A 14803-nucleotide genomic window follows, 5' to 3' on the forward strand; every position below is an offset into this window, starting at 1 on the left:
TCTGAAGCGGCGAAGACGACACATGGCACGTATCGTAATGAAGTTCGGCGGCACCTCGATGGCCGGGATCGAGCGCATTCGCAACGTGGCCGCCCGCGTGAAAGCGGAAGTGGAACGCGGCAACGAGGTGGCGGTGGTCGTCTCGGCCATGGCCGGCGAGACGGACCGGCTCGTGAATTTCTGCCGCGAGGCGAGCCCGCTTTACGATCCCAGCGAATATGATGCCGTGGTGGCAAGCGGCGAGCAGGTGACGAGCGGCCTGCTTGCGATCACGCTCCAGGCGCTGGGCGTGCCGGCGCGCTCGTGGATGGGCTGGCAGCTGCCGATCCGGACGAGCGACACGCATGCGTCCGCCCGCATCACCACGATCGACGCCGAGACGATCGGTGCATCGATGGCGAAGGGCGAGGTCGCCGTGATCCCCGGCTTCCAGGGCGTCACCGAAGGGGGCCGGATCACGACGCTGGGCCGGGGCGGATCGGATACGTCGGCGGTGGCGGTGGCGGCGGCGATGAAGGCCGACCGCTGCGATATCTACACCGACGTGGACGGCGTCTATACCACCGACCCGCGTATCGTGCCCAAGGCGCGCAAGCTGGGCAAGGTGACCTATGAGGAGATGCTGGAGCTGGCATCCGTGGGCGCCAAGGTGCTCCAGACCCGCTCCGTGGGCCTCGCCATGAAGGAGAAGGTGCGCGTGCGCGTGCTTTCCTCCTTCGACGACACCAGGGATGATGACGGTCATCGCGGCACGCTGATCGTGGGCGACGACGAGATCGAAGAGGACAAGATGGAACGCCAGCTGATCACCGGCATCGCCGCCGACAAGAATGAGGCGAAGGTCACGCTCCTGTCCGTGCCGGATCGGCCCGGCGCGGTCGCCACGATCTTCACGCCGCTGGCCGAGGCAGCGATCAACGTGGACATGATCGTCCAGAACGTCGCCTCGGACGGCAAGTCGACCGACGTGACATTCACGGTGCCGCGCGCCGAGTTGGCCCGCGCGCTGGACGTGCTGGACAAGCAGCAGGGCACGATCGGCCATACCGGCGTGAAGCACGATACGAAGATCGCCAAGATCTCGGTGGTGGGCGTCGGCATGCGCAGCCATGCGGGTGTCGCCGCCGCGATGTTCAAGGCGCTGGCCGATCGCGGCATCAACATCCAGGCGATCACGACCAGCGAGATCAAGGTTTCCGTCATCATCGACGAGGATTTCGTCGAGCTGGCGGTGCGCGTGCTCCACACCGCCTACGGGCTTGATGCGGAAGACGAGGCAGCCTGACCGCGCTATTGCCGCTTCGGCGACAAAACATCGCGAACGTGACGACGGGCTCGATCTAACGGACGGACCACACGGCTTCCGGATACAGGTGCGCCGGCGCGCGCCAGCGACGGCTGGCGCGTGCGTATCTGCTGGCCCCTATCTATTTTCTGCCAATCGCCTATATCGGGAATGCTTACGTCGCCTGCGACGGATATCGGACCGCTTTTCGGCTCCCCTTTGTCCATTTCTAGCTTCTTCGAGCCGGGAGGCGCCATGTCGGCGCGGTCTCGTCACATGGACATAAGGATATCCTCCATGATCACCGGCAAAGTAAAGTTCTTCAACAACGACAAGGGCTTCGGCTTCATCGCGCCGGAAACGGGCGGCCCGGACGCGTTCGTGCACATCTCCGCCGTCGAGCGCGCGGGCATGAGCACCCTGCAGCAGGACCAGCGCGTTTCCTACGAGTTGGAGACCGATCGCCGCGGCAAGACCTCGGCCGTCAATCTCCAGGCAGCCTGAGCCACGGCGGGCGGGCGCACATCGCGTCCGCCCGCTTCGCCATCCTTCCGATAAGGGACGATCCGATGGCGAAAGCTCAGAAACGCGGCACCAGAAAAGCGCGCCGGCCGAACTAGGAAGCGCCGCCCGAGCTTTTCCGGGCCACCCCTTTGACCAGAGGCCAGGTGAGAGCCTGACCCGCATATCGACCGTGCCGCATGTTTCGATCTGCGGCTGCGGAACTCCCGGAGATCATCATGTCACGCACCGCCGTCCGCCCTTATCTCGTCACCAAGGATGAGGATGGCGTTTTTCGCGTGACCGTCCGCACCACGCGTTTCAATTCCCAGGGATATCCGCTCGTTTCCTCCGAAACGCTGGCGCAGACCTTTGAAACGGCGACCCGGGCTCGGGCCTTTCTTCGTAACGAATATCACGCCGAGGCAACCGATATCGCAACCAAATAAGGGAGCGTGCATGCAGAACTCATCCAGCTTTTGCCGGTCGCAGGAAGCGATCCAGAACAAGCGCGCGGCCGAAACGACGCTTGGCAACGTCCGCGAGATCGCCACGAAGGCTGCGGAGGTGTGGCGGCTGGAAGCGGTCGCCGCCGAACAGCGCGAGGATCGCCATCGCAAGCGCTCCGCCCTTCAGGCTGACGATCGCCTTCTCAGCGAAAATCCTGACCAGGGTTTCGCCGAGGGCGCATAAGGAGCCTCTCGCCATGCTCCAGCCGCGCGGCTAGGGCGTGGCGATGAGCAAGACGATCAATCTCGAAGCCTTGATGGCGCGCGGCGCCCAGTTTCTCGGCTCCCGCTACGCGATCATGGCTGGCGCCATGTCCTGGGTGTCCGAACGGCACCTCGTTTCCGCCATCTCGAACGCCGGCGGCTTCGGTGTGATCGCGTGCGGCGCGATGACGCCCGCATTGCTGGATGCCGAAATCGCCGCGACCAGCGCGATGACGGACAGGCCCTTCGGCGTGAACCTCATCACCATGCATCCGGCGCTGGGCGAACTGATCGACGTATGCGCCAATCACAAGGTGGGCCACGTCGTGCTGGCGGGCGGCCTGCCCCCGGCCGGCGCGATCGATCGCATCAAGGCATCCGGCGCCAGGGTGCTGTGCTTCCCGCCCACCCTCGCCTTCGCCAAGAAGCTGATCCGATCGGGCGTGGACGCGCTGGTGATCGAAGGGATGGAGGCTGGCGGCCATATCGGGCCGGTCTCCACCAGCGTGCTCGCGCAGGAGATGCTCCCCGAAATCGCCGATCAGCTGCCCGTCTTCGTGGCTGGCGGCATCGGCCGGGGCGAGGCAATCGCCGGCTATCTGGAAATGGGAGCCGCAGGCGTACAGCTCGGCACCCGTTTCGTCTGCGCGACCGAAAGCATCGCGCACGCCAACTTCAAGAAGGCCTTCATCCGCGCCTCCGCCCGCGATGCGATCGCCAGCGTGCAGATCGATCCGCGCCTGCCGGTGATTCCGGTGCGCGCGCTGAAGAATGCCGGGGGAGAATTGTTCACCGCCAAGCAGCGTGAAGTGGCGCAGGCTCTGGACGAAGGAAAATTGGCGATGGCCGAAGCCCAGCTCCAGATCGAACATTATTGGGCGGGAGCGCTGCGCCGCGCGGTGATCGAGGGCGATGTGGAGCATGGCAGCGTGATGGCCGGCCAGTCCGTGGGCATGGTGACCAGGGAGGAGCCGGTGGCGGAGATTATCGCCGCCCTGTGCCAGGAAGCCGAAACGGCGCTCAACCGCCGCCGCTAGACCATGCGCCGCCAGGACTTTCAGGGGGACATACTCAGCGCCGCGTCGAGCCTGCTCGGCATCTCGCTCGTCATCATCGCCGGGCTGAACGTGACGCATATCGCGCGCTCCACGCTGGCGGACGAGGTGGCCTGGGGGTCAGCGGTGCTGCTCGCGCTCAGCTGCATGCTGTCCTACCTCGCGTTGCGCGCCGCCCCGCGCGAGACGAATACCGGCAAATGGGCCGATCGGATCTTCATGCTCGGGCTCTTCGCGCTGTTCGCGTCGATCGTCGTGCTGGCGGTTAACAATCGGTAAAGTTGTATGAGGTAGCCCTTTGCTGGTAGCGCATGCTTAACGACATGCCGCCCGCCTCCTCCACAACCGCCGCTCGTGAAATCCTGGTGCGCCTGCACGACGTCATGGCGTCGCGCACGAACGCCCAGGCGAAGCTGAACCAGGTCACCCAGATCATCGGCGAGGCGCTCCACAGCGAGGTCTGCTCGATCTATCTGCTGCGCGATGGCGTGCTGGAGCTGTTCGCCACGCGCGGGCTGAAGCAGGAGGCCGTCCACGTCACCAAGCTTCAGCTTGGCGAGGGCCTGACCGGCACGATCGCTGAAAAGAACGAGACGCTCAATCTGGCCGAAGCGACGAGCCACCCGGATTTCGTCCACAATCCGGAAACGGGCGAGGAACTATATCACAGCTTCGCCGGCGTGCCGATCGTGCGTGCCGAGCGCGCGGTGGGCGTGCTCACGGTGCAGCATGTCGATCAGCGGCGCTATGACGATGTCGAGATCGAGGCGCTCCAGACGGTGGCGATGGTGCTGGCGGAGCTGATCGCGGGCGCGGGCCTGATCGACGAAACGCACGGCCCCGGTTCAGCCGGCGGGCGCGACAGCGGATCGGTGCGCCTTACGGGACTCAAGCTTGTCGACGGCATGGGCCAAGGCCGCGCCGTCTTCCACCAGCCGCGCGTGGTAGTAGAGCATACGGTGGCCGAGGATGTCGAGGCGGAGCGCCACCGCGTCTATTCCGCGTTCGACAAGATGCGCGACCAGATCGATCGCATGATGAGCCAGGCCGATTTCGGCGTGGCGGGCGAGCATCAGGACATTCTCGCGACCTACAAGATGTTCGCCTATGACGAGGGCTGGCGCGGCCGCATCAATGCCGCAATCGACAGCGGCCTCACCGCCGAGGCGGCGATCGAGCGCGTCCAGCAGCGCACGCGCATGCGGATGCGCGAGATAGACGATCCCCTGCTGGCGGACCGGATGCACGATCTGGAAGATCTTTCCAATCGCCTGCTCCGCATCGTTTCCGGCCAGCTCGGCACGGCGGCCCAGCTGGGGCTGCGGCAGGATTCGATCCTGATCGCGCGCAATCTCGGCCCGGCGGAACTTCTGGAATATGATCGCCGTCGCCTGAAGGGCGTGATCCTTCAGGAAGGATCGCTGACCGCCCATGTCGTGATCGTGGCGCGCGCGATGGGCATTCCCGTGCTCGGCCGCGTGCGCGATGCGCGCCGCCAGATCGGCGAGGGCGATATGGTGCTGCTCAACGCGACCGAGGGCAATGCCGTCGCGCGGCCGAGCGCCCCGATCGAGGAGGCATTCGAGAGCCGCCTTTCGCAAACGCAGAAGCTGCGCGCCGAATATGCCGCGATGCGCGATCTGCCGCCGACAACGAAGGACGGCCATCGCCTGATGCTGATGGTGAATGCCGGCCTGCGCGATGACGTGGCCGCGCTGGATACGACGGGCGCGGACGGAATCGGCCTGTTCCGCACCGAATTCGAATTTCTCGTCTCGGCCGAACTGCCCAAGCGCGAGCGCCAGCAGCGTGTCTATCGCGACGTGATGGAAACGGCGGGCGACAAGCCGGTGATCTTCCGAACCGTGGATGTCGGCGGCGACAAGGCGCTGCCCTACATGACCAGCGACCAGATCGAGGAGGAAAATCCCGCCATGGGCTGGCGCGCGATCCGCCTCGCGCTGGAGCGGGATGCCCTGATGAAGGCGCAGGCATCCGCTCTGGTGGAGGCGGCCGGCGGGCGTGTGCTGCAGGTAATGTTCCCGATGATTTCCGAGCCGTGGGAATTCGACGAGGCGCGCACCCTGTTTGAGGAGCAACGCGCCCGGCTCGCCAAACGGGGCAAGGTGCCGCCGCTCGCCATTCGCTATGGCGCGATGCTGGAAGTGCCCGCACTCGCCGAAAGCCTGGACATATTGCTGCCCAAGCTGGATTTTCTTTCGATCGGCACCAATGATCTCACGCAATTCCTGTTCGCGGCGGATCGTGCGCATCCCAAGCTGGCGGAGCGGTTCGACTGGCTCTCGCCCGCCATCCTGCGTTTCATCGCGCGCGTGGTGCGGACGTGCGACGCGGCCGGCGTGCCGGTGGGCGTGTGCGGGGAAATGGGCGGCCGCCCGCTGGAGGCGATGGCACTGATCGGCGCGGGGCTGGAGCGGCTTTCGATCACGCCGGCCGCGATCGGCCCGGTCAAGGCGATGATCAGATCGCTGGACCTTGCCGCGCTTCGCGATACGATGGCGGAGATGTTGGCGCGTCCGCCCGCCGACATGCGTGCAGCGCTCACCGATTGGGCGCTTGCCCGGGATGTAAGAATAGCTTGAGATTGCGTCACAAGGTCGGGAACTATCATTCCGTCCTGATCGCGGTTACATCGTCTCAAACTTGCTGGAACCCCGGATGAACGAGATCCGCAACGGTATAGCGGAAGCAATTCCCACCACGGTCGGTGGTCAGCTCCGTGCGGCGCGTGAAGCGCAGAGCCTTAGCCTTGGCGATGTCGCCGAGCGCACGCGCATTCCCACGCGCCATCTTACCGCGATCGAGAGCGACGATCATCGCGGTCTGCCCGCCGCCACCTACAGCTCCGGCTTCGTCAAGACCTATGCCCGGATGCTGGGGCTAGACGGACAGGCACTGGCGCAGCAATTCCGCGCGGAACTGACCGAGGCCGCGCCGCGCCCGGCCTTCCGCGAAGTCTATGAGCCGGCCGATCCGGCGCGCACACCCACGCGCGGCATCGCCTGGGCCAGCCTGCTCGTGGCAGCCATCCTGGTGCTGGGTTTCCTCTACTGGCGCGGCATGCGCAGCGAGGATCCCGTCGCGGTAGCGGCCGCCGCTTCGGATCAGGCACCTGCCCCCACTCCGGCGCCAGCTGCTCCGGCCGCCGTGCCCGCGGCGACGGCGCCTGCCCTGGTTGCGACAGGTGGCGCGGTGGTGCTGACGGCGGAATCCCCGGTCTGGCTGCGGATCAGCGAGCCGAGCGGCGCCAAGCTGTTCGAAGGCATGCTGGATACCGGCAAGAGCTTCGCCATCCCCGCCGAAGCCACCGATCCCCGCCTGCTGACGGGCCGGCCCAACGCGCTGAAGGTGACGGTGGGTGATACGATCATTCCGCCGCTCGGCCCGCCCGAGCAGCGGGTGCGTGACGTGAGCCTGAAGGCCGCCGCCCTGCTGGAACGGGTCTCGCCCCCCGCACCGGCCGATACCGGCGTTCCGGCGGCGATACCGCCGGCTGCTGCCGCCGTCGCGCCGCAGGCCGCGCCGAACTGATCCGGTTCCGCTTCATCCCGCGCTCATCCGCGCTATGCTGGAGCGGACCATCCGACAGAATTGAGAGACATTGTTCCATGTATCTGCGTTCGCTGACGTTCGCCTGCCTGCTCGCTACCGTCGCCACGCCGGCTTTGGCCCAGAGCGCCGACAAGATCGCGCCGCGCGTCGACAAGCTGGAAAAGGAGATGAAGGCCGTCCAGCGCAAGGTCTTCCCCGGCGGAAGCCCGGCCTTCTTCGAACCTGAAATCGCGCCGCCCGCCGCCAATGCCGCGCCGATCCAGCGCGCGCCTTCCGATCAGGCGGTGCGCGATCTCACCGCACGGGTGGAAACGATGGAGCGCGAGCTGGCCCGCATCACGGGGCAGATCGAGGAGAACCAGCATCGCCTGGATCTGCTGACCCAGACCGAGGCGAAGGATCGCGCCGATCTCGATGCGCGGCTGAAGGCGCTCGAAGGCGGCGCGCAGCCCCCGGCCGGCCCCGCCCCCGCGATCGACGCGCCCGCCGCCAGGCCGCCGCGTGGCGGCACCCGCCCCGCCCCCATGCCGCTCGATCCCGGCCCGGCGCCCGCGCCGAGCGCTCCCGCAGCGGCGGAGCCCGCCGCACCTTCCACCGGCGATGCGGGCGAGGATGCCTATATGGCCGGCTATCGCCTGTGGGAGCAGAAGAAATTCCCCGAGGCGCAGGTGGCGCTTCAGGCGATGATCAAGAAATATCCGAAGCACAAGCGCGCCAGCTATGCGCGCAACCTGCTGGGCCGCGCGCAGCTGGATGGCGGCACGCCGGCCATGGCCGCGCAGACCTTCTATGCGAATTACCAGACCGATCCGCGTGGCGAGCGCGCGCCAGACAGCCTCTTCTATCTCGGCCAGGCGCTGACCGATCTGAAGAAGCCGGCCGATGCCTGCAAGGCCTATGGCGAGCTGGAGCAGGTCTATGGCACGACGCTTTCGGCGACGCTGAAAGGCCGGCTACCGGCGGCGAAGAAGGCCGCTTCCTGCAAGTGACGGAGGGGGCGGCCGCGACGATCGCGCCGCCTGCCCCGGATCATGTCGCCCGGTTCGAGGCGGACCTGGCGCGGCTGCGTCCATCCCGGAGCGAAACACTGGCCGTCGCCGTATCGGGCGGGCCGGACAGTCTCGCGCTCCTGCTGCTCGCCGCCGCCGCGCTTCCGGGCCGGATCGCCGCTGTCACCGTCGATCATGGCCTTCGCCCGGAGGCAGCCGGCGAGGCGCAGTTCGTGGCCGAAATCTGCGAGGCGCTCTCCGTACCCCACAGCATATTGCGGGTTACGGTGGCGGACGACCCCGCCGGCCTGCAGGCCACTGCCCGGCGCGAGCGCTATGCGGCGATGGCGCGATGGGCGCACACCGAAAGCGTCGGTGCGCTCGCCACCGCGCATCATCTCGACGATCAGGCCGAAACCGTGCTGATGCGGCTGGACCGCGGCGCGGGCGTCGCCGGCCTTGCCGGCATCCGGCCCGAGCGATCGCTGGCAGAGGGGGTACAGTTGATCCGCCCATTGCTCGGCTGGCGACGCAGCCTGCTCGCCGGAATCGTGCGTGGCGCCGGGATCGTCGCGATCGACGATCCCTCAAACCGCGATCCCCGGTTCGATCGCGTCGCCGTGCGCGCGCGACTGGCAGCGGGCTGGCCCGATCCGGAGGGGCTGGCATCGGTCGCAAGCCACATGGCGGAGGCCGAGGAAGCGCTCTCCGTCACGGCCGACAGCCTGTTCGACACGCGCTTCGATCGCGAAGCCGCCACGCTGATGGCGCAGGATCTGCCACGCGAACTACGCCGCCGCCTGCTGGTGAAGGCCCTGAAGCGGCTCGCCGGCGACTCGCCGCTACGCGGAGACGAAGTGGATCGCCTGATCGATCGGCTGGCGGGGAATCAGGTCTCGACGCTCGCCGGCCTGCGCATCGATCCAGGCCCTCCATGGCGCTTCACGACCGCCCCGCCCCGCCGATCGGCCTGATCCAGCCCGTTTCCCCCCGCCGATCAGGTCGATCGGCGCTTGCTCCCCCGGCCGATCGCATCGATCGGCCCTTGTTCCATTGCCATTAACCTCTGCTCTCCTACATAATGGCTGTTCTGGAACAAGGCTGTGAACCGCGCATGAGCGAAGACAAGACCCCGCAAGGACCGAATCCCTGGATGAAGAGCCTGGCCATCTGGCTCGGCATTCTCCTCGCGATCGTTCTGTTCGTCTCGATGTTCGAGAATGGCAGCCGGCAGACGGGCGGCGAGAGCATCGCCTATTCCGAATTCCTTTCGCGCGTGGAGGATGGCTCGGTCCGCGAGGCGGATATCGGCAATGGCGTGATCGCCGGCAAATATTCGAACGGCGCGACCTTCAAGACATATGCGCCGAACGATCCCGGCCTGATCTCCCGCCTCACCGCCAAGGGCGTGACCTTCCGCGCCCGGCCGGAGGAGCAGCCCTCCGTCTGGACCTACCTCCTCTACCAGAGCTTCCCGTTCCTGATCCTGCTCGGCATCGGCTATTTCGTGATGCGCCAGATGCAGAAGAATGCGGGCTCCGGCGCGATGGGCTTCGGCAAGAGCCGCGCCAAGATGCTGACCGAGAAGCAGGGCCGCGTCACCTTCGACGACGTCGCCGGCATCGACGAGGCGCGTGAGGAATTGCAGGAGATCGTGGATTTCCTGAAGGATCCTTCGAAGTTCGCCCGTCTCGGCGGCAAGATCCCGAAGGGCGCTCTGCTCGTCGGCTCGCCCGGTACCGGCAAGACCCTGCTCGCCCGCGCCATTGCGGGTGAGGCGAAGGTGCCCTTCTTCACCATTTCGGGCTCAGACTTCGTCGAGATGTTCGTCGGCGTCGGCGCGAGCCGCGTGCGCGACATGTTCGAGCAGGCGAAGAAGAATGCGCCCTGCATCGTCTTCATCGACGAAATCGACGCGGTCGGCCGCCATCGCGGCGCCGGCCTGGGCAATGGCAATGACGAGCGCGAGCAGACGCTGAACCAGCTCCTCGTGGAGATGGACGGCTTCGAGGCGAACGAAGGCATCATCATCATCGCCGCCACGAACCGCCCCGACGTGCTGGATCCGGCGCTGCTGCGCCCCGGCCGTTTCGATCGTCAGGTCGTGGTGCCCAAGCCCGATATCGAGGGCCGCGAGAAGATCCTGTCCGTTCACATGGGCAAGGTTCCGCTCGCCCCGGACGTCAATTCGCGCACGATCGCGCGCGGCACGCCGGGCTTTTCGGGCGCCGATCTCGCCAACCTCGTCAACGAGGCCGCGCTGCTGGCCGCCCGCAAGGGCAAACGCCTCGTCGCCATGCGCGAATTCGAGGAGGCCAAGGACAAGGTGATGATGGGCGCCGAGCGCAAGTCCATGATCATGACCGAGGACGAGAAGAAGGCGACCGCCTATCACGAGGCCGGCCACGCGCTCGTCTCGCTTCACGTCCCGGGCTGCGATCCGCTCCACAAGGTGACGATCATTCCGCGTGGCCGTGCGCTGGGCGTGACGTGGAACCTGCCCGAGCGTGATCGTTACTCGATGACGATGAAGCAGATGAAGGCGCGCCTCGCGCTCTGCTTCGGCGGCCGTATCGCGGAGCAGCTGATCTATGGCGCGGACGAGCTGAACACGGGTGCCTCCAACGACATCCAGCAGGCGACCGACATGGCCCGCGCGATGGTGATGGAATATGGCATGAGCGAGAAGCTCGGCTGGCTGCGCTATCGCGACAATCAGGACGAGGTGTTCCTCGGCCACAGCGTGTCTCGCAACCAGCATATGTCCGAGGAGACGGCGCGCCTGATCGACGGGGAAGTGCGCCGTCTGGTGGAGGAAGGCGAGTCCAAGGCCCGCCAGGTGCTGACCGACAATCTGGACCAGCTCCACCGCCTCGCCACCGCCCTGCTGGAATATGAGACGCTCACGGGCGACGAATCGAAGAAGGCGATTGCGGGCGAGGATATCGGCCGCGAGGACCCCAAGGACCGCGCGCCCCGCTCGCTCTCGATCGGCGGTTCGTCGATCCCCAAGAGCCGTCGCCCCGGCGGCTGGGGCGAACCGACGCCGGCCGGCGCATAAGGCGAAGCATCATCGCGCAACCGGAAGGGCGGCCTCAGGGCCGCCCTTTTTCGTTTCGGAAGGCCCCCGTCTTCCGGTCAAAGGATCGACCGCCGCCTGCGGCCCCATCGCGATATCTATCTGCGGCTCCATCGCTATATCTATTAGCATTGCGCCACGTGCTGGAGAGGAGATAGGGTCGGCGCGCTTTCGCAAGGCATGCCCCAAGCGTCGCATGACGGAAGCGGCCGGGAGGATGGCTCCTATGCGGAGATGTCTCGCAGCGATCCTGATGCTTCTCGCATGCGCCCCGCCGGCCCATGCGCAGGAGGACCATCAGCATCACCCGGCACCAGAGCGCCTGGGAAAGGTTCACTTCGCAACGAGCTGCGCACCGGCCGTGCAGCCGGCGTTCGATCGCGCGGTCGCACTGCTGCACTCCTTCGCTTACGATCAGGCCGACATGGGATTTGCGGACGTGCTGGCCCGCGATCCGGCGTGTGCGGTGGCGCACTGGGGCCGGGCGATGACGCATTACCACCAGCTTTGGGATGTACCGGTCGGCGCCGGCCTTGCCGCCGGAGCCCGCGAGATCGCGCTGGCCGAGGCGATGCCCCCGGCGAGTGCGCGTGAACGGGCGCTCATTGCCGCGCTGCGCGCCTATTTCGATCAGGCGGACCGGATCGCCGCGCCGGTCCGCGCCATGCGATATTCGGACGCGATGGCCAAGCTTGCCCGAGATTATCCGCGCGATGACGAGATCGCGATCTTCCATGCCTTGTCCCTGATCGCGACCGCATCGCCCGGCGATCGCGACCATGCCCGTCAGAAACGGGCGGCGGCCATTCTTGAGCCGATCTGGAAGCGTCAGCCGGATCATCCCGGCCTGCCCCACTATCTGATCCATGCCTATGACAGCGCGGAACTGGCGGCGAAGGGCCTGGCGGCGGCGCGGCTCTATGCGAAGATCGCGCCATCCGCGCCCCACGCGCTGCACATGCCGTCCCATATCTTCACGCGGCTGGGCCTCTGGGATGATTCGATCGCATCCAACATCGCCGCGCGCGACGCGGCCAAGGCCCAGGGCGATGTGGGCGAACAGCTTCATGCGATGGATTATCTGACCTACGCCTATCTGCAACGTGGCGACGCAGCCAGCGCCGCGCACGAGGTCGCCGATCTCCACGCGATCACCGGCCTGTCGGGTGCCGGCTTCAAGATCGGCTATGCGGGCAATGCGATGCCGGTTCGCCTTGCCGTCGAAACGCACGATTGGGCCAGCGCCTCGCAGCTTACGCCCATAGCGAATTCCACGCCTCAGGTGGCGGCCCTCGTCTGGTGGGCGCGCGCGCTCGGCAAGCTGCGCGCGCGGCCCCCCGCCGCGGCAGACGGCGACATCGCCGAGCTTCAGAAGTGCCGCGAGGCCCTGCGCGCGGCGAACGACAGTTACTGGACGGCGCAGGTCGATACGCTGCTGAAATCCGCACAGGCCTGGCGCTTCGCGGCCGCGGGCGATCGTGAGGCGGCGATCGCGACGATGACGGCGGCGGCCGATGAAGAGGATGGACTGGAAAAGCTGCCGCTCACGCCCGGCCCGATCGTGCCCGCGCGCGAACAACTGGGCGAATTGTTCCTCCTGACCGGCAAGCCGCACGAGGCGCTGGGCGCCTTCGAGGCCGCGCTCGATCTGGCACCTGGCCGGCGGGGCAGCCTTCAGGGGAAGGCCGCCGCCGAGCGCCAGATCAGCAGTCGCTAGAGGCGCCGCCTCACCGCAGTGGCGCCACGCTCTCCAAAGGCTCCGCCGCCCGTCCCGATCGCAGGTCGCGCCTCACTTTCTCGCCCGGATAGACGCGGCGGACGCGCACCCGCGCCGTGCCCGCGCGCAGGATTCCCAGTTGCTCCGCCGCCCCCTTAGAAAGATCGATGATGCGGCCGTCCACGAAAGGCCCGCGATCGTTGACGCGCACGATGATCCGCCGCCCGGTCGCAAGCGCCGTCACCTCCACATAGGAGGGCAAGGGCAAGGTCTTGTGCGCGGCGCCCACGCGGTTTCGCTTGAATTTCTCGCCATTGGCGGTGCGCCCGCTTTGCCCCGGCCCATACCAGGATGCGAGGCCCACCTCGTCATAACCGGTGTCGTCGGCGGGAACATAGGTCTTGCCGCGCACCTGATAGGGCCGGCCGATCTTCACCGGCATGTCCGGCACCATGCGATGGCCCGCACAGGATGCCAGCAGCAAGGCGGCCGGGAGGATGGCGGCCCATGCCCGCCCCATCATGACAGGCTCGTTCGTGTGCCCAAGTCGCGGCATCTTCCCACGGCCCGGGCCGGGCCGGCGCGCGGCCCCCGGAGCGGATCCGGGGTGGCGACGGGAAAGCCGGGCCAGGATCACCCTACTCCGCCGGCCGCATCACTTCGTCGGCGAGCAGGCCCACCGAGAGCGCATAGAAATTCGAGCAATTATAATCGAGGATCGCCTGATAGTTGGTCGTCAGCAGATAGGCGGTCTGCCCCGGCCCGTCCGGCTCGATCAGCGTCGCCATCTCATTGTCCGCCGGCACGGGCGCGCCCGCGATCATGATGCCCTTCGCCCGCCACTCCGCGATCGTGAGCCAGCGGCTGAGGCGGACATGGACGCGCGGGCAGCGCGGGCTCGCGAGCGGCGAGGCGATGCCTGCGCGGCTGAAGGTGGACGGCACCACCACCGGCACGCCCCACGGCACGTTCGGCTTCCAGCCGGCATTCGTCAGGTAATTGCCGATCGAGGCGAGCGCATCGGGCTCGCTGCGCCAGATATCGGCCTTGCCATCGCCATCGCCATCCGTCGCCAGGCGCAGATAGGTGCTCGGCAGGAATTGGGGATAGCCGGTGGCGCCGGCCCAGCTGCCCTTGAGCAGCGAGCGCGGAAAGCCCCGGTCGATCAGCTTCAGCGTATCGATGAATTCGGCCGTGAAGAGCGCGCGGCGGCGCCCCTCATAAGCGAGCGTCGCGAAGGAGCGGAGGATATCATAATTGCCGGTGAAGGTGCCGTAGCCCGTCTCATGGCCGTAAATGGCGAGCATGATCGATTCGGGCACGCCCGTCTTCGCTTCGATCGCGGAAAGCTGCGGCCGCAGGCTGCCATAGCGCGATCGCCCCCGCCCGATCCGCACCGGCTCCACATGCGTACGCCTGTAGGGCGCGAAATTGATGCCGATGGAGGGCGTTGCCGGGCTGGTGGCCCCGCCGCCCGGCTGGCCGCGATCGGCGCGCACCACGCGCGGATCGAAGGTGAGATCGGCCACCTCGCGATCGAAGGTCTGCGGATTGACGCCCGCCGCCAGCGCCTGCGGGCGAAGGCCGGTGATGAAGGCACGGAAACGCTCCGCCTCGCTCGGCTCGGCCGGCGGCGTGGCGGCGGCTTCGGCGGACGTCGGCTGGTCCGTATCCGGCGGCGGCGCCTCCTGCGCGAGCGCGGATGTGGAGAGGGAGATGGCTAGGGCCACGGCAAGGGCCGGGGCCGAGACAAGGAAACGCACGATCATGTCCCCTTCCTGCCACAGCCGGATGCGCCCGTCTCCCCGAACATCCCGCCCGCGCGACGGCCGGCCTTGCGCGCGCGCCCGCCTGCCCCGATAAGCGCCAGCGTCCGGACAGGTGGCCGGAT

At 67.1% G+C, this 14803-nt stretch carries 14 protein-coding genes; 12 read left to right on the forward strand and 2 right to left on the reverse strand.

The genetic code is table 11. The features are described 5' to 3' along the window. The first annotated feature begins 22 nt into the window (after window positions 1-22). The 12 genes from DI605_RS11940 (at window position 23) to DI605_RS11995 (ending at window position 12912) form a co-directional block, all read left to right on the forward strand. Complete coding sequence (locus tag DI605_RS11940) at window positions 23-1285, forward strand: aspartate kinase (RefSeq protein WP_293973846.1); 1263 nt, start codon at window positions 23-25, stop codon at window positions 1283-1285. 297 nt (window positions 1286-1582) lie between these two features. After that, on the forward strand, window positions 1583-1789 hold the full coding sequence (locus tag DI605_RS11945) for a cold-shock protein (protein WP_293973849.1): 207 nt from the start codon (window positions 1583-1585) through the stop codon (window positions 1787-1789). 236 nt (window positions 1790-2025) lie between these two features. Next, window positions 2026-2235: a hypothetical protein gene (locus tag DI605_RS11950; RefSeq protein ID WP_293973852.1), complete on the forward strand. Its 210-nt coding sequence runs from the start codon at window positions 2026-2028 to the stop codon at window positions 2233-2235. Window positions 2236-2245: 10 nt separating this feature from the next. Beyond that, window positions 2246-2479: a hypothetical protein gene (locus DI605_RS11955; protein ID WP_293973855.1), complete on the forward strand. Its 234-nt coding sequence runs from the start codon at window positions 2246-2248 to the stop codon at window positions 2477-2479. A gap of 43 nt (window positions 2480-2522) precedes the next feature. Continuing rightward, the gene (locus DI605_RS11960) at window positions 2523-3536 is read left to right on the forward strand and encodes a nitronate monooxygenase (protein ID WP_293973858.1); all 1014 of its coding nucleotides are present in this window, start codon (window positions 2523-2525) and stop codon (window positions 3534-3536) included. Window positions 3537-3539: 3 nt separating this feature from the next. Continuing rightward, entirely contained in the window at window positions 3540-3833 is a 294-nt protein-coding gene (locus DI605_RS11965; RefSeq protein WP_293973861.1) for a hypothetical protein, read from the forward strand. A gap of 44 nt (window positions 3834-3877) precedes the next feature. Beyond that, window positions 3878-6157: a phosphoenolpyruvate--protein phosphotransferase gene (gene ptsP / locus DI605_RS11970; protein WP_293974451.1), complete on the forward strand. Its 2280-nt coding sequence runs from the start codon at window positions 3878-3880 to the stop codon at window positions 6155-6157. A 76-nt stretch (window positions 6158-6233) separates the two neighbouring features. Then, complete coding sequence (locus DI605_RS11975) at window positions 6234-7106, forward strand: helix-turn-helix domain-containing protein (protein WP_293973864.1); 873 nt, start codon at window positions 6234-6236, stop codon at window positions 7104-7106. A 77-nt stretch (window positions 7107-7183) separates the two neighbouring features. Beyond that, a complete protein-coding gene (locus DI605_RS11980) occupies window positions 7184-8116 on the forward strand; it encodes a tetratricopeptide repeat protein (RefSeq protein ID WP_293973866.1) in 933 nt (310 codons plus the stop codon). Beyond that, entirely contained in the window at window positions 8113-9090 is a 978-nt protein-coding gene (tilS, locus tag DI605_RS11985; protein WP_293973868.1) for a tRNA lysidine(34) synthetase TilS, read from the forward strand. Before DI605_RS11980 ends, tilS begins: the two co-directional genes overlap by 4 nt. Window positions 9091-9230: 140 nt before the next feature. Beyond that, window positions 9231-11177: an ATP-dependent zinc metalloprotease FtsH gene (gene ftsH / locus DI605_RS11990; protein ID WP_293973871.1), complete on the forward strand. Its 1947-nt coding sequence runs from the start codon at window positions 9231-9233 to the stop codon at window positions 11175-11177. Window positions 11178-11421: 244 nt separating this feature from the next. After that, window positions 11422-12912 carry a hypothetical protein gene (locus DI605_RS11995; protein ID WP_293973874.1) on the forward strand — a complete coding sequence of 497 codons (1491 nt, stop codon included), beginning with the start codon at window positions 11422-11424 and terminating at the stop codon, window positions 12910-12912. Between the two features lie 10 nt (window positions 12913-12922). Here the strand turns inward: DI605_RS11995 and DI605_RS12000 are convergent, their stop codons facing one another. Continuing rightward, window positions 12923-13432 (reverse strand): septal ring lytic transglycosylase RlpA family protein, encoded by a 510-nt coding sequence (locus DI605_RS12000; protein ID WP_293974453.1) that lies wholly within the window; start codon window positions 13430-13432, stop codon window positions 12923-12925. A gap of 118 nt (window positions 13433-13550) precedes the next feature. Continuing rightward, window positions 13551-14681, reverse strand: a complete 1131-nt coding sequence (locus DI605_RS12005) for a lytic transglycosylase domain-containing protein (RefSeq protein ID WP_293973877.1) — start codon at window positions 14679-14681, stop codon at window positions 13551-13553. Window positions 14682-14803 lie beyond the last annotated feature (122 nt).

It is taken from the genome of Sphingomonas sp. (assembly GCF_003248515.1).
In the GTDB taxonomy this organism is placed as follows: Bacteria; Pseudomonadota; Alphaproteobacteria; order Sphingomonadales; family Sphingomonadaceae; genus Sphingomonas_I.